This window comes from Lwoffella lincolnii (assembly GCF_002014765.1).
GTDB classification, from domain to species: Bacteria; Pseudomonadota; Gammaproteobacteria; order Pseudomonadales; family Moraxellaceae; genus Psychrobacter; species Psychrobacter lincolnii.
This window is the reverse complement of record NZ_MUYT01000004.1, coordinates 205,091-228,497: the sequence shown is the minus strand read 5'-3', so window position 1 is coordinate 228,497 and position 23,407 is coordinate 205,091. Positions and strand designations below refer to the sequence as shown.

Sequence of the window (23,407 nt, the reverse complement as noted above, 5' to 3'; positions counted from 1 at the left end):
AATAATCAGCTTTAAATAAAACAAAGTTGAACAGTAAGGCAAAAATTATTGACAATGTAATGTAAAATCAGTCAATTAGCAATAAGTAAACGCATTTTGCCACACTGATTGCCACATTGTGTTTGCCATACGATGGCTTGATGCGATTGATGATAAACTTAATCTGACCCATCACCTTTGACAAACCACTCAGATAAAAAAACCCAGATAAACAACCCATAGACAAAACGGACACCATATGATGACAACCACATCTACCACATCTGCCCCTTATATTTTGGTCTTATATCACTCTACCTATGGCACAACCAAGCAGCTTGCTTATCAGATTGCCCAAGGGGTGCAAGAAACGGGTATGATGGTGAAAATTCGCACCGTACCAACCGTTTCTGCTGACACGCAAGCCAGCAAGCCTGCCATTCCTGATGACGGTGATTTGTATTGCACTTTTGATGATTTAAAGCACTGTTCAGGTTTGGCATTGGGCAGTGCAACTCACTTTGGCAACATGACCGCTGCGATGAAATATTTTTGGGACAATACCGTAACGTTATGGATGGCTGGAGATTTGCAAGGTAAGCCAGCGTGTGTGTTTACCAGCACAGGCAGTATGCACGGTGGGCAAGAAAGTACTTTATTAACCATGATGTTGCCACTTTTGCATCATGGCATGTTGCTGTTGGGTTTGCCGTATGCCAATGCAGAGCTAAACCGCACCAATCAAGGAGGCACGCCTTATGGGGCAAGTCATGTCAGTGGGGCAACGCATAATAATGTGATGACACAAGATGAAAAAATCTTGGCAGTGGCTCAAGGTAAGCGATTGGCTCAGGTTGCCCAAAAGCTGTTGTTGCCTAAAGCTGTTGCCCAAAAATGATAAATGGTGAATGGCCATTGACATATGAATCATGATTAGTTTGATTTTTCTATGTGATAAATATCTTTAGTTTGCTATCATGAATTTAAAGTTAACCTTTATTTTGGATTGTAAAAATGCCAGTGCTTAGTTTATTTGGGTTGATTTTTGAGTGGCATGATGACAAATTTGAACTTGTTCATAAAAAGCGTGGCATTACTTTAGACGAGGTAGCAAGCGTATTTTTTGATAGTAATTCGCTTGAAAAAGAAGATTTTGGTGCTTATTCTGAACAAAGAACATTGATAATTGGCATGAGTAATCAAGCAAGATTATTGGTAGTGGTTTGGACGCAGCGAGATGAAACTTATCGCATCATCACCGCCTTTTTCCCAACCAAACATCAAGAAAGGGAGTACGCCCATGCAAGACACTAAATATACAGATATCGAGTATGAACGCTACAAAGATTTTGATTTTAGCGGAGCAAAGCCCATACAAAATCCAAAAATTTTAGAAGCCAGAGCAAGAAAACAAGCTCATGATTTAAGCAAATTTTTTGATTATGATGTTATTGAAGCCATCAAAAAACACGACAACGAACACGACAGACAAAGAGCAAACACGATACTAAGAGCATTATTCACCTAAAAAAATCCACCACTTAGGTGGATTTTACCTAAGTCATCAACAAGCACTTATATTTTAAAGCCAAGTTCAATCAAATACGGCCTGTAAAACTCTTTACCTTTTTTGTCTTAGTCAGCATGCGTCATAGACAAAATTGACAGTAAAAACGCTTATTTGACCGCTGATAACGCCATTTGCATCTGTGTGCTGTCATTGTTTTGTATGACTTTGACAGGCAGATAATTCAGACTTGGGGCAAGCCAAAAAGTGGTTTGGCGGTCTTTGTCATCGTGTACCCTGTCAATGCGTACGGTGTCATAACTGCCAGCAGGTACGGTGATTTTAGCCCTGCCAGACTGTTTAAATTGAGTGGTTTCGATTTTATCTTTTTTGACCAAATCATATTTGCCCGTAAACTTGCCGTTAAGCAGTTCTTGGCGGATTTGCACTTCCAAACTAAGCTCATCAAATGCAGGTTGTGTTGTGTTTAACGTGATGCTTTTGCCTTTATAAGAACTGACCACCTTGTCATTGGCAAAGCTGACTTTATGCAGATTGCCCACGCCCAAAATCTTATAAGCGGTGCTGGCAGACTGGGGCTTTACTTTGTCATCTATGATTTTAAAAGAGCTGGTTTGCTTGGCAGTGGCAGAACCCAGCATGGCAGTTCCAGTCACCTGATACGTCCAGTCATTCCCATCGTGGCTTAAGGTGCGAGTGGCACTGCCCTTGCCACTGACTTTATCTTTGACCAAAAACGCATAAGTGGCGGTAACAGGCTCAATGGTACGGGCTTGGCTGTTCATGGTAAAAGCTCCCATCGATAAGACACAAATAAATAAAGCACGCAGGTGCTTGGGCAGGTGCATGGTGTGTTGAATATGTTGAGCTGACTGTGTTAATTGTGCTAAAACAGTGTTTTGATAAAAAACTCGCTTTTGATAAAAAAGCGGACAAAAAAGTGGGCGTGTGCTGTGGGGCATGATTTGCTCCTAATTCATCAGTGTCATCTTCATCATTGCCAATTTGGCATCATAATGGTCATATTTTGTTACAATTTCAAGGGTAATTTTATTATTTTTGTTGGGGCAACCACACATGGGATAACCACACAATGGCAATGAAAGCTGAAAATGAAAGCTGAAAAAGCAATGAATGATGGAAAAATTGATAAAAAATCATCAATCAACCTTGAATACAAACCACATAATCCCCATTCTTGCTACAACCCCAAACACACCCACAAACAGTCTACAGACCATCTTATAGATGAATCGCTGTGATAGACAATGTGGTAGGGCAATGAAAGATGAAAGCATGCCATCAATGTTGGTGTGATTGGGTACAAAAACCTAATAATGTTAACGTTAAATTGGAGTAAAAAGATGAACATTCGTCCTTTACATGACCGCATCGTGGTTCGCCGTGTGGAAGAAGAACAAAAAACCGCAGGCGGTATTCTTTTGCCAGGTTCAGCGCAAGAAAAGCCCCAGCAAGGTGAAGTGCTTGCCGTGGGTAATGGTCAAATTCGTGATAACGGTGATGTCCGCCCCTTAGATGTCAAGACAGGGGACAAAGTGCTGTTTGGTCAATACGCTGGTCAAACCGTCAAGGTGGACGGTGAAGAATTGCTTATCATGAAAGAAGCTGACGTATTGGGTGTGCTTGAGAGCTAAATTGGTAATCTAACCAGTAATCTAAACAATAAACTTAATAAATTCAATAAATGGAGAATAATCTCATGGCTAAAGATGTGAAATTTGGCAGTAATGCCCGCAAAAAAATGATTGATGGTGTCAACGTATTGGCAGACGCTGTTAAAGTGACTTTAGGTCCTAAAGGTCGCAACGTGGTGATTGATAAATCTTTTGGTGCCCCAACCATCACCAAAGATGGCGTATCAGTTGCCAAAGAAATCGAACTTGAAGATAAATTTGAGAATATGGGTGCTCAACTGGTGCGTGAAGTTGCCAGCAAAACCAATGATGTGGCAGGTGATGGCACCACCACCGCCACTGTATTGGCTCAAGCCATTTTGCAAGAAGGCATGAAATCGGTTGCTGCTGGTATGAATCCAATGGATTTAAAACGTGGCATTGATAAAGCCGTACGCAAAGTTGTGGAAGAAATCCACAACATCTCAACCCCTGCCGATGACTTTAAAGCCATTGAGCAAGTGGGTGCCATTTCTGCCAATTCAGATGCCAAAGTTGGTGAACTTATCAGTAAAGCCATGGAGCAAGTGGGCAAGCAGGGTGTCATCACCGTTGAAGAAGGTTCAAGCTTTGAGGACACGCTAGAAGTGGTTGAGGGCATGCAATTTGACCGTGGTTATATCAGCCCTTATTTTGCCAACAAACAAGACAGCCTAACCGCTGAATTTGACAACCCATATATCCTATTGGTTGACAAAAAAATCAGTAACATTCGTGAAATCGTGCCATTACTTGAGCAAGTCATGCAAACCAGCAAGCCATTGCTCATCATTGCTGAAGATGTCGAAAACGAAGCACTGGCAACCTTAGTGGTGAATAACATGCGTGGCGGATTAAAAACGTGTGCGGTTAAAGCCCCCGGATTTGGTGATCGCCGTAAAGCCATGTTGCAAGACATCGCCATTCTAACAGGTGGTACGGTCATCTCTGAAGAAGTGGGCTTAAGTCTAGAGACCGCCAATGTTGAGCAGTTAGGCACTGCCAAAAAAATCACCGTGGGTAAAGAAAATACCGTTATTGTTGATGGTGCTGGCAATAAAGCTGACATCGATGCTCGTGTGGAATCCATCCGCCGTCAAGTTGAAGAGTCTACTTCTGACTATGATAAAGAAAAACTACAAGAACGCATCGCCAAGCTATCAGGTGGTGTGGCTGTCATCAAAGTCGGTGCTGCAACCGAAACTGAGATGAAAGAGAAAAAAGACCGTGTGGACGATGCCCTACATGCCACTCGTGCGGCAGTAGAAGAAGGCGTGGTTGCTGGTGGTGGCGTTGCTTTGGTGCGTGCATTGTCTGCTCTTGACAAGCTGACAGGCGACAATGATGATCAAAACGCAGGCATCAACATTCTTCGCCGTGCCATGGAAGCCCCACTGCGTCAAATCGTCTCTAACTCAGGTGATGAAGCGTCTGTTGTGGTCAATGAAGTTAAAAATGGCTCTGGTAATTACGGCTATAATGCCGCCACTGGTGAATATGGCGACATGATTGAAATGGGTATTCTTGACCCTGCTAAGGTAACTCGTTCAGCCCTAGAAAATGCTGCTTCGGTTGCAGGCTTGATGTTAACCACGGAAGCGATGATTACCGATTTGCCTGCCAAAGATGACCCCATGGCAGGCATGGGTGCTGGTGGCATGGGCGGTATGGGTGGCATGGGCGGTATGATGTAAATCGTCGCCCCATCTTTATCTAACCCTTTTTTATCAAACCCTTTGCTTCAAAAAAAGCCCTTTTTATTAAAAGGGCTTTTTTTATTGGTGAATGATTGGTGAATGATTAATGAATGGTTAATAAATAAACATCATTCATTTCTTCTAAACACCCAAGTTTTATCATCTGACGCATCTTTAACATAATAATAGCCGTCCCAATCAAAACCCTTTAACTCGTCAGGATTGCTAAGTTGGTTGTCAGCGGCGTATCTTACCATCATACCACGAGCTTTTTTGGCATAAAAACTGATGACTTTATATTGACCATTTTTATGGTCTTCAAACCTTGGGGTGATGATGTTGGCATTGAGTGTCTTTTTATCGACGGCTTTAATGTATTCGTTCGATGCCAAATTAATGACGGTATTGTCGTCAGACAGACGCTGATTCATCAATTCGCTGATTTGACTGCCCCAAAATTCATACAGATTATTGCCTTTGGTGTTTTTCAGCCTTGTTCCCATTTCTAGGCGATAAGGCAATATCAAATCCAAAGGTTTTAACAACCCATACAAACCTGATAAAATTCCCACATGCTCATTAAGATACATCACCGCTTGTTTATCTAGTCCATAAGCATCTAGCCCTGTATAGACATCACCATCAAACAAATAAATGGCGGGTTTGGCATTATCTGCACTAAAAGGTGTTTGCCAGTCTTGGTTTCGCTTGGCGTTGAGTTGTGCCAGATTATCAGAGATGCCCATCAGCTCCATCAGTTCGATGGGCTCAAACTGTTTTAACTGCTTCATCAGCGTTTGCGATGCGTTTATCAATGCAGGTTGGCTGTAATGATTGCCCACATTGATGGGAATGTCATCAGTTTCATTTAAGCTTTTGGCAGGCGATAATAAAAAGTACATGGATTTTCCTTGCTTTTTTAAAGGTAGGAATTCAAATTTTTATTTATGATTTGTTTGATTGTTGTTGGCTTAACCATGTGTGAATGGCGATTGCCTGCTCATTGGCATTGCCAATATAGGTGGCGGGGGTCAAGTCTGCCAAGCGTTTTTTCTCACTTGCTGGCACGGCATTTAGCTCATCACCATGAATAAAATCCAGCATCATCTCACGGGTCATGGCTTGTCCACGGGTTAGGGCTTTTAATTTTTCATACGGTTTTTCTATGTTATAGCGACGCATGACGGTTTGAATGGGTTCAGCAAGCACTTCTTGCGCATTGTGCAAATCTTCATTAAGACGATTGGCGTTTATCTCCAACTTGCCAATGCCTTTTAAGCAGGCATCAAAGGCAATCAAACTTTGGGCAAAACCCACGCCCATGTTGCGAAGGACGGTTGAATCGGTTAAATCTCGTTGCCAGCGTGAAATGGGCAATTTTTCGCCCAAATGAGCCAAGACTGCATTTGCCAGACCAAGGTTGCCTTCAGAGTTTTCAAAATCAATCGGATTGACCTTGTGGGGCATGGTTGATGAGCCAACCTCGCCATCTTTAAGTTTTTGTTTAAAGTAACCAAGCGAAATATAGCCCCACACATCACGGTTAAAATCGATTAAAATCGTGTTAAATCGACGCAGGGCATCAAATAACTCCGCCATATAATCATGTGGTTCAATTTGGGTGGTGTATGGATTGAATGTCAAACCAAGACTGGTAACGAATTTTTGGGCATGGTCTGCCCAGTCAATGTTGGGATAAGCGGATAAATGGGCGTTATAATTACCAACCGCACCGTTTATTTTTCCTAATAATTCCACATGATTAAATTGGGTTAATTGGCGGTGTAGGCGATAGGCAACATTTGCCATTTCTTTGCCCAATGTGGTGGGGCTGGCGGTTTGACCGTGTGTGCGTGAAAGCATAGGTTGGTTGGCGTGCGTTTGGGCAAGCGTGGCGATGGCGTCAATGAGTTGTTGCATGCTGCTTGCCAGCACATCACGACTTGCCTTTAGCATTAAGGCATGTGATAAGTTGTTGATGTCTTCGCTGGTGCAGGCAAAATGGATAAACTCGCCCCCGTTTTTAAGCTCGTCAATATCAGCGATTTGCTCTTTTAAGAAGTACTCCACCGCCTTGACATCGTGGTTGGTGGTGCGTTCAATCTCTTTGATACGCAGGGCGTTTTGTTCGCTAAAATTTTGCACAATTTCATCAAGGCGTTGGTTGGTTTTGGCAGAAAATGGCTGAATTTCTATCATCTGTGGGTGATTGGCAAGGGCTTGCAACCAACGAATTTCAACGGTAACCCGAGCGTGGATAAGTCCAAATTCTGACAGATACGGACGCAAAGCATCGCATTTAGAAGCATAGCGACCATCAAGTGGGGAAAGGGCGGTAAGGGTGGATAACGGCATGAAAATTCCTAATAAAAAAATAACTAAAATAAATCACCAAATCATCATGGCGAATAATTAGACGCATTATAACCAATTTGGTCGCTAATTTCTTTAACTCATCCTGCGTAATTCTCCACCTTTAATCTTTGATTTAGGTGGAGATGTAAGCACAGGCGACCTAGTCAGGGCGTTCTTGTTTTTCGATATATTGTCTGATGGCATCAATCATAGCACCACCAGTAGAGAGTAAACAATATGCCCTAGTCCAAAGTACAGGCTTCCAGTAAAACTCTGCTATTAGTTGATTATTCATAATTGACACTTAAATAAAAATAATGCTGAATGATACCCATATTTCAAAAAGTTAGTTGTTGCTCGTATTCATGAAAAAGTACGCAACCAGCGTTTAGACTGACACCATATAAACATAAACACCATAAATTCACCCATAAACTGATTTGCGAAAACCAAGCTACCAGTCATGCGATTGAAGATTTAGGTGTAAAAAACATGGTAAAGAACCATAAAAAGCAGGCATTAGCTGATGTGGCAGGACTTGCTACTGTGTAAAGAGTTCCCTCATGCCGATACTATTCAGCGATGGTGGCATGACGAAAGGTAACAACTCAATCTAAGCTTAAGTTGTTATGGGTCGCAAGAATTCTCACGCCTACCGCTAGGTTTGGTGGTGGGAGTATGTCAATGAAACTGATTGATAAATATATTGATGTTTTATTAAAAAATGTCTTGCTTAGTTTGTAATTTGTTATTATATTATAAGTATAGTTACTATTTTAACCCAACCCATACACGCTCATACAAGGACACGCTTATGAAAGCATTATTTACAACCACCATGCTGGCTGCTGCCATGACTTTAACCGCTTGTGGTGGTGGCAGTTCGGACAGCTCTGGCGAACAAGTGGCAGTAAAAAAAGACACCATACCCACACCTACCACTCCAACAACTCCTGCTCCTAAAAATCAAACAGGCAAGAAATCTAATGTATGTGAGACTAATGGTTCAACAGTCTATGCAACAGCAACTGGGTGTATTTATTCTGTACCAAGCTTCAATAATGGGGCGGACATAACTTACACTTGTAGTAATGGTCGAGTAACTTCAACTTCAACTTCAACGCTCATTTCTGGTAAGAACATCAATCTAAATGGCATCACCATTACTTGTAAACCATAAGGATTAATTTGGTAGGGCTAATAATTGTTTAGAACAACGGCTTATAGATATAAGCCGTTGTTTTAATAAGCCGTTGTTTTATGTTTTTTATTATAGGTAGGGTTAGAATGAAATCACTTCTTAGTACCAGTCTGTTGGCAGTGGTTCTATTATTGAGTGCCTGCGGTGGTGGCAGTTCGGACAGCTCAGGCAGTCGTGCCATGAATGACATGAAAAAACAATCAGAAGAGTTTTTTAAAAATTCTTACGAAAAATCATATGTCAATTACCCTGACTGTCAAATTGATCAGAGCAAGGGTATTATTTATGTTGGTAGAAGACAACTTAATGCCATTGTTCCACAAGAATGTAAAGTTAAATTACCCAATCTAAACGGTGGTCTGACTTTTAGCCTAAAATGCCATACCAACCTGAGTACCAACAATTTGCCTTATATTTATATTAAGGGAGAGTCTAGACATATGGGCGAACTAAAAAATATGATAAAAACAGGCAAGCCTTATTTGGTAAGTTGCTTAAAATAACACATGAAAAATAAACTGTTTTTATTGATTTATACCCTAGTGGTATTTGCGTTTGGGTCATTGGTAACGTTCTTACTGATGACTCGCTCGCATATGGCTCAACTGGCACAGCTCAAAGCAAAAACATCAACCAATATCCATGATTTGGCCAACCCTTTACCACACAAATTACCACAGGGTGAAAACATTGAGCAAGCCTCAGAACAACCACTCATCATTGAATCACTTGCCATTGAGCATGGCCTAACTCAAGCACAGACCAATCAGCGTAACTTTTCTACACAAGATTTTAATGAACAATCTGCCAAAGCGGTGTTAAACAGCATTCCCAACCGTCAACTTGATGCTTATGTGGAACGGTTTATGACGGATAAAGATGCCGAGTTAATCAAAGACAAACGTCAATTTGCCAACCGAGCGATTGAAGAGTTGTATCGACCTAATGACAATCAGCCGTTGACAGGGCAGATAATCATGTCCATTAGTCCCAATTTTACTCAGCAGTCCATAAATACCAACACCTTATCCAAACGGCAAAAGCTCTATGCCCATCTAAATACCTTTGGCAAAGTACCATTGGGGGCAAATGTTTTTATAAAGTGGACAAACCGTACCACTGGAGAAGTGTTGCTGTTTGAAAAAAAACTGATATTGCCAAACTCAAATACCAATTGGGTCAGCTATCAACCATATGATTCATGGCAAACAGGCAGTTATGATGTGAAATTCTATCAGTTTACTTCTGAATTAACGCCTGTGGCTCAGTTAAGTTATGATGTTTATCAAGTGATTGATTAGGTGGTTGATTGGTGGATTATGCTAAATTGATGACCTTAAAACTAAAACGAAACTGACGCATTTGTCCCATCAATCACCCCACCCCCTAGGCAAATGTCGCCATCATAAAACACAACCGATTGCCCTTGTGTTACCGCACGCTGAGCTTCATCAAACACCACTTTGACTTTATCGCCTGTGTCATCAAGGGCAAACACCGTACAATCTTGGTCAGGCTGGCGATAGCGGGTTTTGGCGGTGCATCTAAAACCTTGCTTGCCAAAAATCTGAGCAGGCGGAGCAATTCCCCAATCCAGTTTATAAGCGGTGAGTTCGTCAGATTGTAACATGGCGTGGTCATGCCCCTGTCCGACGATGAGACGGTTATTTGTCAGGTCTTTGTGTAACACAAACCACGGCTCTTCAGAGCGATTTGCCACACCGCCGATGCCAATGCCGCCACGCTGTCCGATGGTGTAATACATCAAGCCATCATGTGTGCCGATTTTTATGCCATCATCGGTGTAGATATCGCCTTTTTGGGCGGGCAAATACTGTTGTAAAAAATCTTTAAACTTGCGTTCGCCAATAAAGCAAATCCCTGTGGAGTCCTTTTTGTTGGCGGTGATAAGGTCATATTTTTGGGCAATGGCTCGCACTTGTGGCTTTTCAAGCTCACCGATGGGAAAAAGTGTCTTAGCGATTTTGTCGCCCCCCACAGCGTGTAAAAAATAACTTTGGTCTTTATTGGTGTCCAAACCACGCAGCAACTGGGCCCTGCCATCTTGACCAAAACCACGGCGTGCATAATGTCCTGTGGCGATAAAATCCGCCCCAAGTCCAAATTGTGGCCCAGACGCATAATCCAAAAAGGCTTTAAATTTAATTTCTTTGTTGCATAAAATATCAGGGTTTGGCGTGCGTCCTGCTTGATATTCTGCCAAAAAATGTTCAAAAACATTGTCCCAATATTCCATGGCAAAGTTGGCAGTGTGTAATTTAATACCGATTTTATCCGCCACCGCTTGGGCGTCGGCAAGGTCAGTCATGGCGGTGCAGTATTCACTGCCATCATCTTCTTCCCAATTTTTCATAAACAAGCCTTCAACATGAAAGCCTGCTTGTTGTAACAAAACAGCCGATACCGAGCTGTCCACACCGCCAGACATGCCAACGATGACTTTAATGTCTTTGGGGGGGGTATTTAAAGTGTTGGCAACATCAGCCAAAGTAAAAGCAGTGGTTATCATAATCAAAACTAATTCAAAATTGATGGTTATTGGTTGTGTTTTTATGGGGCTGTTGATGGGTTTTGCAAAATGCAATGTGCCATTATAACAGAGTTTGATAACAGAGTTTGTGGCTGATATTGATGGCTGATGTGGATAAAAGATACTATAATGACACAAACAACAATGACACAAACAACGACACAAACAACGAATTGGTTAAAGGAAGTCATGCGACATGATAAAAATTGGTCAAGGGGTGGACATTCATGCCCTACACAATAACGGAAAAGCCAACCAATTTGTGAAATTGGCTGGTGTGGAGATTGAACATCATCTCAGCCTACAAGCCCATTCTGATGGTGATGTGGTGCTACATGCTTTGGCAGATGCCTTGCTTGGAGCAATGGCATTGGGTGATATTGGTGAGCATTTTCCTGACACTGACCCAAATCACGCAGGGCTGGACTCTGGTGTGCTGTTAAAAGCGGTTTATAAAAAAATCACCGATGCAGGATACCGCATTGGCAATGTGGACGTTACCATTGTGTGTGAACGCCCAAAAATCAGCCCTTATAAAATTGCCATGCGAAAAAATATCGCCCATCTTTTGAACACTTCGGTAGATGACATCAGCGTCAAAGCCACCACCAGCGAAAAGTTGGGTTTTACAGGACGGCAAGAGGGCATCATGGTTACAGCCGTGGTACTTTTAGTCAGGCATGAATAAAATAAGGCATGATGCTAAAAAACGCAGACAAATTCATCAAAGCTCAACCTTAGCACGTTGGGCTTTTTTGTGTTGGGTATTTTTATATTGAATCTTTTTATATTGAAATTTGGCATTACGATAGGCGAAATTTGCACATTATTTTGATGACAGTTTATTTACAATATCTGTCTGATTGTTAAGATAAAATCAATCAAAAATAATACTTGATTTATGATATTTAGGTAATGCCATGACCCAATTTGACAGCCACTACCCACATGATGTGCAAGCAAACACCGCCTTACCCACCATCAACCAATGGCAGGATAAGCCAAATTTTTTTAATAACATCAGCCAACTGGCAACACAAATTCTTGACCCCATCGCCATTGATAAAGGTCATTATCCTGTCAAAGAAATGGCTGAGCTTGCCAAACTGGGGGCATTTGCCCCACATTTATCCAGTCAAGGTGGACGCTTTGACCAAGCGATTGCCAGTACGGCAAAAATTGCCCAAGTCTGTGGCACAACAGGATTTTTATCTTGGTGTCATCAAGTAATGGGATTGTATCTTGACCAGTCAGACAACACCCAACTCAAACATCAGATGTTAGCCAATCACACACTGGGCAAAACGTTTGGCGGAACGGCGTTATCCAATCCGATGAAAACATGGGCAAACATTGAGCCGATGATTTTGCGTGGCAAAAAAGTGGCAAATGGCTATTTGGTGTCAGGCACATTACCATGGATCAGCCACATCGCCCCAAATCAGTATTGTGGAGCAGTGGCGACGGTTGAGCATGTTGAGACAACACCGTATGATGTGTTCTTTTTATTAAGCTTCGATGATGACCGTCAAACACAATGGAAGCTCAATCCATGCCCAACATTCAGCGGTATGGAAGGTTCAAGCACGTGGCAAATTGAACTCAATGATTATTTTGTGCCAAATGAGACCATCATCGCTGACCCTGCCAAACCGTTTATTGAGCGAATTCGTGGGGCATTTGTGCTGATGCAGATGGGAATTGGTGTTGGGATTATTCAAGGGGCAATAGATGACATTCGTGCTGTTGAAGCCCAACTGGGGCATGTCAATCAATTTTTGGAAGACCAAGCAGATGGTTTGCAACTTGCCCTTGATGGGGCAGTGGCACGCACGGCCGAACTTGCCAAAACACCGTTTGAGTCCAGCAAGGATTATCTGCTTGATGTGTTGGATTTACGCATTCAAGGGGCAAAATTGTCTTTGCGTGCCACTCAAGCAGGCATGCTGCATCAAGGAGCAAGGGGCTATTTGATGACGGCACACCCACAGCGGCGGTTGCGTGAATCCCAGTTTGTGGCGATTGTTACCCCAGCAATCAAGCATTTGCGTTATTTATCGCATCAATTGATGACGGAAGTGACGCCAAACTGAATTGGTTGTGTGTTTTGAATTATACAATATATAATTTTCATTGACATAAGCGAAACAAGGAGTTGTGATGGAAGTTACCATAATACAATGGGACAATGGTGTTGGTGTCAGAATTCCTGCTGGTATTTTGGCAGAATTGAACTTGACCAGTGAACGGCGAGTTGATATTCGTGCTGAAGCGGGAAAGATTATCATTGAGCCAATCCTTGATAATCAAGAAACCCTTGATAAACTATTAAGCCAAATCACACCAAATAACTTACACGATGAAATTGATTTTGGGCAATCTGTTGGCAAGTAACGGTTATGAGTTATGTTCCAGATGTTGGTGATATTGTTTGGTTAGAATTTGACCCGCAAGCAGGGCGTGAGCAAGCAGGACATCGCCCTGCGGTGGTATTAACACCAAAAAGTTATAATCAAATCACAAACTTACTTATCTGTTGTCCATTAACCACAAAAATCAAAGGTTATCCATTTGAAGTGATGATTGATGGTGTGCCACAAAACGTGGCATTATCCGACCAAATCAAAAGTTTAGATTGGAAAGTTCGTCATGCCAAACTTAAAGGTAAAGTAAGTCAGCAAGAATTACAACAGTTGAAAGATAAACTTGCCTTGTTGTTGGACATATCAAACTAAGTCTCCAATATCACTCAAGCCAATAAACAAGAGAAAACAATGAACATAGACAAAGATGGCAACCCAACAGATGGACGTGGCGAATGGCAACAATTTCTTTGCCGAGCGTGTGGTTGGATATATGATGAAAAATTAGGTGACCCAGATGGGGGATTGCCTGCTGGCACACGATTTGATGACATTCCTGATGATTGGCAATGTCCGTTGTGTGGTGTTACCAAGCGAGATTTTGAACCATTTACCCCACGCAATGTCGCCATTGTCAAACCTCAAATCAACCCAACAGGTGATGTGGGAGGTTTGGTGGTCATTGGGGCAGGGTTGGCAGGTTGGGCGGTGATTGAAGCGGTGCGAGCATTGGATTTTGAGTATCCGATTACCTTAATCACCGCTGACACTGGCGACCGTTATCATAAACCACAATTATCGGTGGCAATCAGTCAGCATAAAACTGCTGATGGGTTGATTAACCAATCTGCCATTAGCGAAAAAGACCGCTTAAATGTGGGCTTGGTGGCAGATACTTTTGTCATGCACATTGATGCTGTCAATAAACAAGTGCGTACCACACGGGGTGATTTTTATTATGAATCTTTGGTGTTTGCGATTGGGGCAACGCCTATTTTACCAGCCAGTTTATCCCCTAAATTTGTTTGGCGGATTAACCATATCGACATGTTTGCCAAATTACACAATAAACTTGCAGACAAACCCAATCAGTCCATTGCCATCATTGGTGCAGGCATGGTGGGCAGTGAATTGGCAGAAGACATGGTCAAAGCAGGGCATCAGGTTACTTTAATTGACCGCAACCAATTGCCCCTTGCTGATGTGTTACCAATCAAAGCTGGTCAAATGGTTAAAGATGCACTTGAGCGGACAGGCATTCGTTTTTTAGGTGGTCATGTGGTCAGTGGCATAAAAAAAACCGCTCAAGACCAATATGACATAAGTTTTGAAAATGGCAATCGTATTTTGGTGGACGAAGTGGTGGCAAGCACAGGGTTGATGGTCGATGAACGATTACCAAAACGAGCAGGGATTCGCTTTAACCCACAGCAAGGCATTTTTGTTGATGGTCAAACATTACAGACATCACAAACCGACGTGTATGCCATTGGTGATTGTGTGGCAATCGGTGGGCAGGCGTGCCGTTATGTTGCCCCATTGAGGGAGCAAGCCAATACCATCGCCCATCAAGTGTTGCGTCTTAAGCATTCAGGTTATGCCCATCAATCTCCCATCATTCGTTTAAAAACCAAATCAGTTTCGGTAACGATGACTGGAAATCCTTGCAAGCAAGCACATTGGCAAACCTTGGTAGATGATGGTCATGCCTTAATCATGCAGCAGCCCAAAGAGATGGGCAATGCAAGGGTGGAAATTATGGTGAATGCCAAAGCAGGTTTGATGACACCACATGATGACATGACGATTTAATCATCTCCGCTACCAGCATTGAAGATTGGGAGCTGGATTCATGCTGGTTTTGGCCACGCATATTTGGATTTATTGGCAAAACAAACAACCTTTGCCAAACAAACTGCTTGAAGCCATTCAAACTGCAGACAAACTTGCGATTAGTGCCATTTCTTGTTGGGAATTGGCTCAATTAATTTGTAAAAAGCGAGTAAAATTGTCAATTTCAGTTGCAGGGATTTCCAAACATATCAGTAATTAATGACGGTAATGGCATTATGGTAACGGCACAATACCAACAGCAATGGCACTAAATAAGGTTAATAACGACAACCCCCAAATCCAAAAAAATGAATGGCGAATGTGTTTGCCCATTGATAAATCAGCCAACCCAAGCCCCATCCATAAAGCAGGTGATAACGGTGTCACAAATGTCCCCACAATACTGCCAATAAGCATGGCATAACCTGCTGATGTTGAAGCAACACCTGCTTGGGTGGTGATTTGTTCTACCACAGGGAATAATCCAAAATAATACGCATCTGTACTTAATACCAACTCAAGCGGAATGCCAATAATACCGATGATGATATGTAAATAGGGTAAGCTTGAATTTGGCAGTATCTTAACCAAATCATGAGAGATGGCATCGAGCATGCCTGTGCCTTTTAAAATCCCCAAGAATGTGCCAGCGGATAAAATAATGCTTGCCATAACAATCGCACCACCTGCATGGGCATTGATGCGAGCCAGCTGTTGTTTTGGGCTATGATAATTGGTCAACAATAACACAGATGTGGCAATCATAAACACATACCCAGGTGGTAGCATGCCTGAAAATAATACGGCCATGGTCAGCACAAAAATCACCACATTAACCCAAAATAACTTAGGGCGTGCTAAACTTTGTTCTTCTTCACTTAATTTAGCAGGTTTGATGAGTTCGCTCACATCAGGCAGTACTCCAAACTCTTTCACAATGCGTCTTTTTTCCTTGATGCCCAAAATCACTGCCAAAGCGGTGATGTATGTTAAAGCAATGACTTGCACACCAAATAATGGGCGATACAACTCATTAACATCCATCTCTAACACAGTTGCCACACGTCCTGTCGGTCCACCCCAAGGAAGCATATTTACCACGCCTGCACTTGCTGCTAATAATAAAAATAGCATATAAGGATTCATGCGAAGCTTTTTATACAGTGGCAACAAAGCAGGAACAACCAATAAAAAAGTGGTTGCACCTGCCCCATCAAGCTGTGCCACTACTGACACCAGTACCGTACCGACACTCACGGCGATGACATTGCCACGAGTGAGTTGAACCAACTTATCAATTAAAGGGCGGAATAAACCAACGTCACTCATGATGCCAAAGAATAAAATGGCAAAAATGAACATAATCACAATCTGAATGACTGATTTTGTCCCTTCACCATAAAAATCCTTGATTTGTGCCAAATCAAAGCCTGCCACCATCGCACCGATAATTGGCACAAGCGCCATGGCAATAATGGGCGATACTTTTTCTGTTAAAAGCAAGCCAACAATCACAAGAATAATTGCCAAACCAATGAATGTTAACATAGGATATGTCCCTTAATGTCATGTAATGACATGCCCAATTTTTTATTCATTTTTTATTTGTCAATTGGCTTTTCTACCACTTAGCTTACCCATCGTCAAGAAAAATCCAATTGGCCAAACAATGGCAGGAATAAACCAAATGGGATTGAAAATAAACGCCATGCCCAGTAAGCCTGCTTGTATCACATAATAGCTCATGCTGATTAAAGTAATGCGAATAACCGCCCCTTCACGGTTAATTAAACCAACCACCGCAGACGCTGCCACCACATTATGCACTGATACCATATTACCTGCTGCACCGCCCACCGCTTGTAATGCCACCACCTTACTTGCCATGGCGGTATCCAAGCCAATTTGGGTGGCGGTTGACCATTGAAACGATGAAAACATCATGTTGCTTACCGTATTTGAACCAGCAATAAACGCTCCTAACGCCCCAATGCTTGATGCAAAGAGTGGCCAAGCATCACCAAATGCCCCTGCTGCACTTTGGGCAAGCATCACAGGCATGGCAGGCAATACGGTGGCGGCATCGGCTGCTGATGCTGAATTGATAAACACCTGCACCATTGGAATGGAGCATAATAACGCAGGTGCTGCTGCCAACATGGTTTTAGCGGATATTGACCAGCTTTTTTTAACTTGAGCTTGGTTCATGCCAAAGATAAAAATACAAATAATTGATGCAATAAGCAGGACAGAAGCAGGCGAATACAGTAACATCTCTTTTGTGCTGATGGTTGTGCCAAACAGGTTGTCAAACTTTAAGGTTAAAGCATCACTGGTTAATAGACCTTTAAGTCCAATGGCTGGAATGCGAGTCATAATCAGCAAGATAATGACAATCAAATAAGGTGAAAACGCACGCAATACCGAAAACTTAGGTGCAACGCTGTCATCGTGTTTGTCATGTTGTAATTCACCCATCCATGACTCATGCCATTTTGACGTTTGTGGAAAATCAAAGGTTTCTTTGGGTTGCAAAAATCCTGCTTTGGCAGCAGGCACAACAATCGCCAAACCAATAAAACCACCGACCAATGATGGGAATTCAGGTCCTAAAAATTTAGCGACCAAAAAGTACGGCACAGTAAAGGCAATCCCTGCAAATAAAGCAAAGGGAGCTACTTGTAATCCTTGAGTAAAGGAGCGTTTTTCACCAAAAAATCGTGTTAAAAAGCAACATAAAATTAAAGGGATTAATACCCCAATCATCGCATGGAACATACCAACATTGGCGGTGGTTTGTAGAATATAATCATCTAAGGTGGCAGGGGTAATGGCAGAGATGATGTCTGCATTGTTATCCAACCCATTTTTTACCCCAATCAGCAGTGGTGTCCCAACCGCACCATAAGACACAGGGGTAGATTGAATGATAAGCATTGCCATCACTGATGCCATGGCAGGAAATCCCAAGGCAAATAACAACGGTGCTCCAACAGCAGAGGGTGTTCCCCAACCAGAAGCCCCTTCGATTAAAGAGCCAAATAACCATGCCACAATAATCACTTGAATGCGACGGTCAGGTGAGATGTCCATAAATCCTTTACGAATGGCTAAAATTGCCCCACTTTCTTTGACAGTGTTTAACAATAAAATGGCGGTAAACACAATAAACAAAACGCTGATGGCGGTGATAACGCCTTTGGTGGTGGCAGCCAAAACTTGGTTAATGTCAACATGCCATGCAAATATTGCCAAAGCTGCTGTGATGAGGTAAGTTGCTGCCATTGCATATTTGGCAGGTAATCGCATGATGACCAGCAATAACAGCACGATAAGGATTGGTAATAATGCCAAAAAAGTATACATGGGCAAACGCTCCTTGTTTATAATATTTACAATAACTTTCTTAAATCTTGTTTGTTAACATACATATATGATAGCTTAACAATAATTATCTTAAAGAAATAAAATAATACTCTATTATCCAAAAGTCATTCAATACCATTTATTCAAAAAAACCAGAAAAAACTAGAAAAGATGCGAAAAATGACTGAAAATATGTGTCAAACAGTTTGTTGTTTTCTAAAATTTTATTACTTTTAATTATGAATATTTTGTACAATACATCACAAAGTTACTGGTTTATACTTTACTAAAGGACAAACATATGATTATCTCATCTGGTAATGACTACAAAGAAGCGGCACGTCGTCGCCTACCACGGTTTTTATTTGACTACATTGATGGCGGTGCTTATGCTGAATACACCCTAAAGCGTAACGTCTCAGACTTATCGGAAGTGGCATTGCGTCAACGGGTCTTAAAGGACATGTCAAGTTTGGATCTGTCCACCGAGATTTTTGGTGAACGTCTCTCCATGCCTTTGGCGTTATCGCCTGTGGGATTAACAGGCATGTATGCCAAGCGTGGTGAAGTGCAAGCGGCTAAAGCTGCTGACAAAAAAGGCTTGCCATTTACCTTATCAACGGTGTCTGTGTGTCCGATTGAAGAAGTTGTGCCAGCGATAAACCGCCCAATGTGGTTTCAGTTGTATGTGTTAAAAGACCGTGGCTTTATGCAAAACGTGCTGGAGCGTGCCAAGGCGGCGGGGTGTACCACCTTGATATTTACTGTGGATATGCCTGTGCCTGGGGCAAGATACCGTGATGCTCACTCAGGAATGAGTGGGCCAAATGCTGCCATGCGTCGTTACCTGCAAGCCACATGGCACCCACATTGGGCAATTAATGTGGGTTTATTGGGTCGTCCGCATGATTTGGGTAATATCTCAAAATACATGGGTAAAACCATTGGTTTAGAAGACTATATCGGTTATCTGACCGCCAATTTTGACCCATCGATTTCATGGAAAGATTTGCAATGGATACGAGATTTTTGGGACGGCCCAATGGTGATTAAAGGCATTTTAGACCCTAAAGATGCAAAAGATGCGGTGAGCTTTGGTGCAGATGGCATTGTGGTGTCTAACCATGGCGGTCGTCAGTTAGATGGTGTGCTGTCCACCGCCAGAGCCTTACCAGCGATTGCTGATGCGGTAAAAGGTGACATCAAAATCTTAGCAGATTCAGGCATTCGTAATGGTTTGGATGTGGTGCGCATGCTTGCCATGGGGGCAGACTTATGTATGATTGGTCGGGCGTTTGTCTATGCGTTGGCAGCAGAAGGGGAAGCGGGGGTAACCAATTTGTTGGATTTGTTTGAAAAAGAAATGCAGGTGGCAATGACCTTAACCAGTTCAGCATCGATTAAGGACATTAATCATGAGTGTTTGTTGGATTTTTTAAAGTCATCAAATTCATAAAGTCATCAAACCAAAGTCATTAAACCTGTCAAATGATTAAAATCCATCATCTAACCTAACGTTAATGGGCGATTGGAAGAGACTAAAAAGCATGTCTCTTCCCATTTATTTTTAATTTTATTTATTTTTTAAGCAGATGTTCATAGCGTTTGTCAGTAAGTGTCTCCATAAAAGCGACAAGGGCTTCTACTTTCCTGTCGGTCAGCTTTTGAGCTTTGAGTTCTTCTAGACTGATGTTTTGCGTGACTTCAGCATCATTCCATGGCTTATTTGTTTCAGGATTGATGCGGTTATCTGGGTTATTATATTTATCATAAAATAAGACGACAGTTTTTAGGTCTTTAAATACCCCATTGTGCATATAAGGAGCGGTAACAGCAACGTTTCTTAAAGTTGGCGTTTTGAATTTGCCCTTTTGGTTGGCATCGTGCGTCAGTTTTGGGTGATTCATCAATCCTAAATCAACAAAATCAGTGGCCACTTTCGTCAGTGCCAACATCTGTTTGTTACTGGGTACGCCAATATTGTGGTATTGATAATTGGTGAACGTTTCATATTGGTCATCTTCTTTTGACTGAGGCAATTTGTGGCAACGATGACAATTAACATTGTCGTTGGAGAAAAATAACGTTCGTCCTAAATCTTCTAAGGGTGTTAATTCATATTCACCTTGTAAATATCGGTCATATTTTGAATCAAATGGTGAAAATAGGGGTGTTGTCTCAAAAGAGGCAATGGCATCAGTCATGGCATCATAGGCTTTATCTGTGTCCTGCCAAATGCCTTTACCATAAATATTGGCAAACGCATGCAAATAGTGGGCATCTTGTTTGAGTCGCTGAATGATGGTAGATTTATCCGTACCCATTTCTATGGGGTTCAGTGGTGGCTGGCCTGCTTGAACAATTAGGTCATCTGCACGACCGTCCCAAAATTGTCCACCGACGTATGCTTGATTGATGTCATCAAAATAAAAATTGGGAGAAAAATGGGCATAACTTGCCGTTGGGGTGTTGCGATTGCCAAAAGAATGCCCATCATCTCCTAAAGACACCATGCCTTTAGCAGCGGTTTGTCTGCCATCTGTGAATGCCAAATCAGGATTGTGGCAAGTGGCACAACTCATGGTTTGATTTTTAGACAAACGGGTGTCAAAAAATAACATTTCCCCCAATCGTTGTTTATTCTTTAGTGGTTGCCCATCAATCTGCATTTGTCCATCAATCGGCTTGCCTTTATTAAAGGCATGGGACATCGATGTGCTGGTCAGAGCCATAAGCACGGTGATGCTAACTGCCGTTAACGTGGTCAAAACATATGGAATGTTATGATTTTTTTGCGTGTTGTTTTTTTGCATACCATGCTCCACAATCAAAAAATGGTTGTAACAACAGATTGCCAATACTGCGATGGTGTTTGTCAGTTTTCTTTGTCAACCCAAAAGTGTCTGGCGGTGCATAATCTTGACTAAAAGCTTGCGTGTTGTGCCAATTATCAAAAACACTTAAATATCCACCATAATTTTTATGACCACAAGACACACTGTGATGCAGTTGATGCTGAGCTGGTGACATAAACCACATTTCAAGCCATTTGGGGTATCCAAGATAAATGTGCGAATGTCGCAAATTACCACCAATCAGGGAAAACATCGCCACCAAAGCATTTACCCCAAATATGGTAATGATATTTAACTGTGCGCCAAAAAGCCATAAGCAAATGCCCGTAACCATACCAACACTGAGTGCGTATCGCAAACCAAATAACAAATTTTCCAATGGATGCACCCGATAAAAAGTGATTGGGTTTAATAACGTTGCACTGTGATGAACCTTGTGAAATTGCCATAAAAATGGGTTGGTATGTAGCCAACGGTGTAGCCAGTAGCGACTAAATTCACCAAAGATAAATATCATCAACGTATAAATGGTGGCAATCGTCCAATTTGGCAGTGGTAGGAGCAAAGGGGCATGAACGTAAGTCAAGCCATTAAAAATCAGCGTGGTAACCGTCTTTGCTGATAAAATTAGGGGCATCAAAAGATGGGTTTTAATCAACCAAGCCACCACAAAATATTTGTAATCCAGTATGGACTGTGGGTGTAGCCAGTATTGTCGAAGGTGGTTTTTAACATCGTGATATCTAACATCGTGATGCCTAACATCGTGATGCTTAACATGCTTGTTTGATGATGGTTTGTGGTAAAGCCAATACACCATGGTTAAGATACCAGCACCACACAGATAAACCCAATATAATCTTTGGTTGGGATTAACCAAATATTCATTGACTAAAGGCAGGTCGATAAACAGCATATTGGCTTGCATCAATCACCATCTGCTTCAAGAATGACTGGCTGTATTGGTAAGGCATGGATTAAGTGCTGATAATAGCCAATTTGTAACTGGTGAATGGTGTCATACAGTTGGGTGCTTTTATGGTTGTCCATTGCAAGTTCATCAATGGTTAGGTGTTGTATTTGATGACGGGCATCTTTTAGCAACTTTTGGTTGTCATTTAATGGTTTTTGGGCATGGTATAACTGAGTAATGTCAACCAAATTGAAGTAATCTTGTTGGTCAATCAGCTCAGATTGAGCTTGCAAAATGGCATCAATGGCATTCACACTCAACCCACTGAGATAAAACTCTGCCCGTTTTTTATCTGGATTGTTTTGATATTTTTTGGATAATCCAGCCACATCAGCAATCCGCCATTCTTTTAAAAAATGGCTTTGATTCGCCAGCGTGTTGATTATCTTGGATAAAGAAAGTTTGGGCTGATTTAAGTAATCCACTCTTTTATGTTGATAGGTGTGTTTGATGGTGTCCAGATGTTGACAAATATGTTGGCTGATGGCGTGAGCAATGTGTAAGTCTCGTTGATTAAGATGCTCGTCTTGATATAAAACGACTTCCAGAGCATTGATGGTTTTGTAAGAGTTTTTAAATAGAGCAACTTCAGGTTTGCTATGACTGCTCAATACTTTTTGCATCTGCTCATGAATGTTTTCATTACCAATATGAAATATGTCAATATAACGTGGGGTGTCAATGACATGCACATCAAAATCACCTGCAATGTAAGTAGCTTCAACTTTTTTCCAGTTTAATGCCAAATCTTTAAAATGCTCATCAATCGTTTGGGAACGCACCCCAGCTGTTGACTGTTGTAGTGTTGTTGCCAGTTGTTGACAGCTGTTCAAGGCGATATTGGCATTTTTTTGCAAAACATTATCATAAATACTGGCCAGTGCTTGTTGTTCTTGTTCATGATGCTTTTGTTCATGTTGTTGATGACTGTCTTGTTCTTGTTGGGCAATGGCGAGGGTGCTTAAGCCAACAGCGATGATGATGATGAGTCCGAGATGTTTTATGGCGTGCGGCATCAAACTGCCCTTATGTT

The 23,407-nt window shown here is 41.9% G+C and carries 26 protein-coding genes; 16 read left to right on the top strand and 10 right to left on the bottom strand.

The window, feature by feature from the left end; all coding sequences use genetic code 11:
• Positions 1–238 precede the first annotated feature (238 nt).
• From wrbA to B0682_RS03255, 3 genes are all read left to right on the top strand, one after another.
• Complete coding sequence (gene wrbA, locus B0682_RS03265) at positions 239–877, top strand: NAD(P)H:quinone oxidoreductase (RefSeq protein WP_420845500.1); 639 nt, start codon at positions 239–241, stop codon at positions 875–877.
• A gap of 116 nt (positions 878–993) precedes the next feature.
• Entirely contained in the window at positions 994–1,293 is a 300-nt protein-coding gene (locus tag B0682_RS03260) for a BrnT family toxin (RefSeq protein WP_078306645.1), read from the top strand.
• Complete coding sequence (locus B0682_RS03255; RefSeq protein ID WP_078306644.1) at positions 1,280–1,507, top strand: hypothetical protein; 228 nt, start codon at positions 1,280–1,282, stop codon at positions 1,505–1,507. Before B0682_RS03260 ends, B0682_RS03255 begins: the two co-directional genes overlap by 14 nt.
• Positions 1,508–1,656: 149 nt before the next feature.
• Here B0682_RS03255 and B0682_RS03250 read toward each other — a convergent pair whose 3' ends face one another.
• Positions 1,657–2,469 carry a DUF3108 domain-containing protein gene (locus B0682_RS03250; protein ID WP_240494833.1) on the bottom strand — a complete coding sequence of 271 codons (813 nt, stop codon included), beginning with the start codon at positions 2,467–2,469 and terminating at the stop codon, positions 1,657–1,659.
• Between the two features lie 150 nt (positions 2,470–2,619).
• On the opposite strand from B0682_RS03250, the gene B0682_RS09475 reads away from it, so the two are divergent.
• The 3 genes from B0682_RS09475 to groL all read left to right on the top strand — a co-directional run bounded on the left by B0682_RS09475 (position 2,620) and on the right by groL (position 4,874).
• The gene (locus B0682_RS09475) at positions 2,620–2,769 is read left to right on the top strand and encodes a hypothetical protein (RefSeq protein WP_158077849.1); all 150 of its coding nucleotides are present in this window, start codon (positions 2,620–2,622) and stop codon (positions 2,767–2,769) included.
• Between the two features lie 102 nt (positions 2,770–2,871).
• Positions 2,872–3,162, top strand: a complete 291-nt coding sequence (groES, locus tag B0682_RS03245) for a co-chaperone GroES (RefSeq protein WP_078306643.1) — start codon at positions 2,872–2,874, stop codon at positions 3,160–3,162.
• A 65-nt stretch (positions 3,163–3,227) separates the two neighbouring features.
• On the top strand, positions 3,228–4,874 hold the full coding sequence (gene groL, locus B0682_RS03240) for a chaperonin GroEL (protein ID WP_078306642.1): 1,647 nt from the start codon (positions 3,228–3,230) through the stop codon (positions 4,872–4,874).
• A gap of 131 nt (positions 4,875–5,005) precedes the next feature.
• Here the strand turns inward: groL and yaaA are convergent, their stop codons facing one another.
• The 3 genes from yaaA to B0682_RS09765 form a co-directional block, all read right to left on the bottom strand.
• Positions 5,006–5,779, bottom strand: coding sequence for a peroxide stress protein YaaA (gene yaaA / locus B0682_RS03235; RefSeq protein WP_078306641.1), 774 nt, complete (start codon positions 5,777–5,779; stop codon positions 5,006–5,008).
• A gap of 43 nt (positions 5,780–5,822) precedes the next feature.
• Positions 5,823–7,232: an adenylosuccinate lyase gene (gene purB, locus B0682_RS03230; RefSeq protein ID WP_078306640.1), complete on the bottom strand. Its 1,410-nt coding sequence runs from the start codon at positions 7,230–7,232 to the stop codon at positions 5,823–5,825.
• Between the two features lie 160 nt (positions 7,233–7,392).
• Positions 7,393–7,527 carry a transposase gene (locus B0682_RS09765; RefSeq protein WP_078306639.1) on the bottom strand — a complete coding sequence of 45 codons (135 nt, stop codon included), beginning with the start codon at positions 7,525–7,527 and terminating at the stop codon, positions 7,393–7,395.
• Between the two features lie 519 nt (positions 7,528–8,046).
• Between B0682_RS09765 and B0682_RS03220 the strand changes: the two genes are divergently transcribed.
• The 3 genes from B0682_RS03220 (at position 8,047) to B0682_RS03210 (ending at position 9,734) form a co-directional block, all read left to right on the top strand.
• Complete coding sequence (locus B0682_RS03220) at positions 8,047–8,412, top strand: hypothetical protein (protein ID WP_078306638.1); 366 nt, start codon at positions 8,047–8,049, stop codon at positions 8,410–8,412.
• Positions 8,413–8,519: 107 nt separating this feature from the next.
• Positions 8,520–8,936, top strand: a complete 417-nt coding sequence (locus B0682_RS03215; RefSeq protein ID WP_078306637.1) for a hypothetical protein — start codon at positions 8,520–8,522, stop codon at positions 8,934–8,936.
• Between the two features lie 3 nt (positions 8,937–8,939).
• Positions 8,940–9,734 carry a hypothetical protein gene (locus B0682_RS03210; RefSeq protein WP_078306636.1) on the top strand — a complete coding sequence of 265 codons (795 nt, stop codon included), beginning with the start codon at positions 8,940–8,942 and terminating at the stop codon, positions 9,732–9,734.
• A 41-nt stretch (positions 9,735–9,775) separates the two neighbouring features.
• On the opposite strand, the gene mnmA is transcribed toward B0682_RS03210, so the two are convergent.
• Positions 9,776–10,963: a tRNA 2-thiouridine(34) synthase MnmA gene (gene mnmA, locus B0682_RS03205; protein WP_078307010.1), complete on the bottom strand. Its 1,188-nt coding sequence runs from the start codon at positions 10,961–10,963 to the stop codon at positions 9,776–9,778.
• Positions 10,964–11,180: 217 nt separating this feature from the next.
• Between mnmA and ispF the strand changes: the two genes are divergently transcribed.
• The 6 genes from ispF (at position 11,181) to B0682_RS03175 (ending at position 15,400) form a co-directional block, all read left to right on the top strand.
• Complete coding sequence (gene ispF, locus B0682_RS03200) at positions 11,181–11,672, top strand: 2-C-methyl-D-erythritol 2,4-cyclodiphosphate synthase (protein ID WP_078306635.1); 492 nt, start codon at positions 11,181–11,183, stop codon at positions 11,670–11,672.
• A 232-nt stretch (positions 11,673–11,904) separates the two neighbouring features.
• On the top strand, positions 11,905–13,077 hold the full coding sequence (locus B0682_RS03195) for an acyl-CoA dehydrogenase family protein (RefSeq protein ID WP_078306634.1): 1,173 nt from the start codon (positions 11,905–11,907) through the stop codon (positions 13,075–13,077).
• A gap of 67 nt (positions 13,078–13,144) precedes the next feature.
• The gene (locus B0682_RS03190; RefSeq protein ID WP_078306633.1) at positions 13,145–13,378 is read left to right on the top strand and encodes an AbrB/MazE/SpoVT family DNA-binding domain-containing protein; all 234 of its coding nucleotides are present in this window, start codon (positions 13,145–13,147) and stop codon (positions 13,376–13,378) included.
• A gap of 5 nt (positions 13,379–13,383) precedes the next feature.
• Entirely contained in the window at positions 13,384–13,719 is a 336-nt protein-coding gene (mazF, locus tag B0682_RS03185; RefSeq protein ID WP_078306632.1) for an endoribonuclease MazF, read from the top strand.
• Positions 13,720–13,758: 39 nt separating this feature from the next.
• Positions 13,759–15,159 (top strand): FAD-dependent oxidoreductase, encoded by a 1,401-nt coding sequence (locus B0682_RS03180; protein ID WP_078306631.1) that lies wholly within the window; start codon positions 13,759–13,761, stop codon positions 15,157–15,159.
• Positions 15,160–15,199: 40 nt separating this feature from the next.
• Entirely contained in the window at positions 15,200–15,400 is a 201-nt protein-coding gene (locus B0682_RS03175; protein WP_078306630.1) for a PIN domain-containing protein, read from the top strand.
• Positions 15,401–15,414: 14 nt separating this feature from the next.
• On the opposite strand, the gene B0682_RS03170 is transcribed toward B0682_RS03175, so the two are convergent.
• The gene (locus tag B0682_RS03170; protein ID WP_078306629.1) at positions 15,415–16,728 is read right to left on the bottom strand and encodes a CitMHS family transporter; all 1,314 of its coding nucleotides are present in this window, start codon (positions 16,726–16,728) and stop codon (positions 15,415–15,417) included.
• Positions 16,729–16,788: 60 nt separating this feature from the next.
• Positions 16,789–18,546 carry an L-lactate permease gene (locus B0682_RS03165; protein ID WP_078306628.1) on the bottom strand — a complete coding sequence of 586 codons (1,758 nt, stop codon included), beginning with the start codon at positions 18,544–18,546 and terminating at the stop codon, positions 16,789–16,791.
• A 301-nt stretch (positions 18,547–18,847) separates the two neighbouring features.
• On the opposite strand from B0682_RS03165, the gene lldD reads away from it, so the two are divergent.
• Positions 18,848–20,002, top strand: a complete 1,155-nt coding sequence (gene lldD / locus B0682_RS03160; RefSeq protein ID WP_078306627.1) for an FMN-dependent L-lactate dehydrogenase LldD — start codon at positions 18,848–18,850, stop codon at positions 20,000–20,002.
• Between the two features lie 121 nt (positions 20,003–20,123).
• Here lldD and B0682_RS03155 read toward each other — a convergent pair whose 3' ends face one another.
• From B0682_RS03155 to B0682_RS03145, 3 genes are read right to left on the bottom strand one after another with little or no spacing between them, the layout of a single operon-like run.
• Complete coding sequence (locus tag B0682_RS03155) at positions 20,124–21,359, bottom strand: cytochrome-c peroxidase (RefSeq protein WP_078306626.1); 1,236 nt, start codon at positions 21,357–21,359, stop codon at positions 20,124–20,126.
• On the bottom strand, positions 21,328–22,329 hold the full coding sequence (locus B0682_RS03150; RefSeq protein WP_078306625.1) for a sterol desaturase family protein: 1,002 nt from the start codon (positions 22,327–22,329) through the stop codon (positions 21,328–21,330). The genes B0682_RS03155 and B0682_RS03150 overlap by 32 nt, the downstream gene beginning before the upstream one ends.
• Positions 22,329–23,390: a hypothetical protein gene (locus B0682_RS03145; protein ID WP_078306624.1), complete on the bottom strand. Its 1,062-nt coding sequence runs from the start codon at positions 23,388–23,390 to the stop codon at positions 22,329–22,331. Before B0682_RS03145 ends, B0682_RS03150 begins: the two co-directional genes overlap by 1 nt.
• Positions 23,391–23,407 lie beyond the last annotated feature (17 nt).

Excerpts from the sequence above, each read along its gene's own strand:
- wrbA (WP_420845500.1), top strand. The coding sequence starts at position 239 with ATGATGACAACCACATCTACCACATCTGCCCCTTATATTTTGGTCTTA.
- B0682_RS03260 (WP_078306645.1), top strand. The coding sequence starts at position 994 with ATGCCAGTGCTTAGTTTATTTGGGTTGATTTTTGAGTGGCATGATGAC.
- B0682_RS03255 (WP_078306644.1), top strand. The coding sequence starts at position 1,280 with ATGCAAGACACTAAATATACAGATATCGAGTATGAACGCTACAAAGAT.
- B0682_RS03250 (WP_240494833.1), bottom strand. The coding sequence starts at position 2,469 with ATGCCCCACAGCACACGCCCACTTTTTTGTCCGCTTTTTTATCAAAAG.
- B0682_RS09475 (WP_158077849.1), top strand. The coding sequence starts at position 2,620 with ATGAAAGCTGAAAAAGCAATGAATGATGGAAAAATTGATAAAAAATCA.
- groES (WP_078306643.1), top strand. The coding sequence starts at position 2,872 with ATGAACATTCGTCCTTTACATGACCGCATCGTGGTTCGCCGTGTGGAA.
- groL (WP_078306642.1), top strand. The coding sequence starts at position 3,228 with ATGGCTAAAGATGTGAAATTTGGCAGTAATGCCCGCAAAAAAATGATT.
- yaaA (WP_078306641.1), bottom strand. The coding sequence starts at position 5,779 with ATGTACTTTTTATTATCGCCTGCCAAAAGCTTAAATGAAACTGATGAC.
- purB (WP_078306640.1), bottom strand. The coding sequence starts at position 7,232 with ATGCCGTTATCCACCCTTACCGCCCTTTCCCCACTTGATGGTCGCTAT.
- B0682_RS09765 (WP_078306639.1), bottom strand. The coding sequence starts at position 7,527 with ATGAATAATCAACTAATAGCAGAGTTTTACTGGAAGCCTGTACTTTGG.
- B0682_RS03220 (WP_078306638.1), top strand. The coding sequence starts at position 8,047 with ATGAAAGCATTATTTACAACCACCATGCTGGCTGCTGCCATGACTTTA.
- B0682_RS03215 (WP_078306637.1), top strand. The coding sequence starts at position 8,520 with ATGAAATCACTTCTTAGTACCAGTCTGTTGGCAGTGGTTCTATTATTG.
- B0682_RS03210 (WP_078306636.1), top strand. The coding sequence starts at position 8,940 with ATGAAAAATAAACTGTTTTTATTGATTTATACCCTAGTGGTATTTGCG.
- mnmA (WP_078307010.1), bottom strand. The coding sequence starts at position 10,963 with ATGATAACCACTGCTTTTACTTTGGCTGATGTTGCCAACACTTTAAAT.
- ispF (WP_078306635.1), top strand. The coding sequence starts at position 11,181 with ATGATAAAAATTGGTCAAGGGGTGGACATTCATGCCCTACACAATAAC.
- B0682_RS03195 (WP_078306634.1), top strand. The coding sequence starts at position 11,905 with ATGACCCAATTTGACAGCCACTACCCACATGATGTGCAAGCAAACACC.
- B0682_RS03190 (WP_078306633.1), top strand. The coding sequence starts at position 13,145 with ATGGAAGTTACCATAATACAATGGGACAATGGTGTTGGTGTCAGAATT.
- mazF (WP_078306632.1), top strand. The coding sequence starts at position 13,384 with ATGAGTTATGTTCCAGATGTTGGTGATATTGTTTGGTTAGAATTTGAC.
- B0682_RS03180 (WP_078306631.1), top strand. The coding sequence starts at position 13,759 with ATGAACATAGACAAAGATGGCAACCCAACAGATGGACGTGGCGAATGG.
- B0682_RS03175 (WP_078306630.1), top strand. The coding sequence starts at position 15,200 with ATGCTGGTTTTGGCCACGCATATTTGGATTTATTGGCAAAACAAACAA.
- B0682_RS03170 (WP_078306629.1), bottom strand. The coding sequence starts at position 16,728 with ATGTTAACATTCATTGGTTTGGCAATTATTCTTGTGATTGTTGGCTTG.
- B0682_RS03165 (WP_078306628.1), bottom strand. The coding sequence starts at position 18,546 with ATGTATACTTTTTTGGCATTATTACCAATCCTTATCGTGCTGTTATTG.
- lldD (WP_078306627.1), top strand. The coding sequence starts at position 18,848 with ATGATTATCTCATCTGGTAATGACTACAAAGAAGCGGCACGTCGTCGC.
- B0682_RS03155 (WP_078306626.1), bottom strand. The coding sequence starts at position 21,359 with ATGCAAAAAAACAACACGCAAAAAAATCATAACATTCCATATGTTTTG.
- B0682_RS03150 (WP_078306625.1), bottom strand. The coding sequence starts at position 22,329 with ATGCAAGCCAATATGCTGTTTATCGACCTGCCTTTAGTCAATGAATAT.
- B0682_RS03145 (WP_078306624.1), bottom strand. The coding sequence starts at position 23,390 with ATGCCGCACGCCATAAAACATCTCGGACTCATCATCATCATCGCTGTT.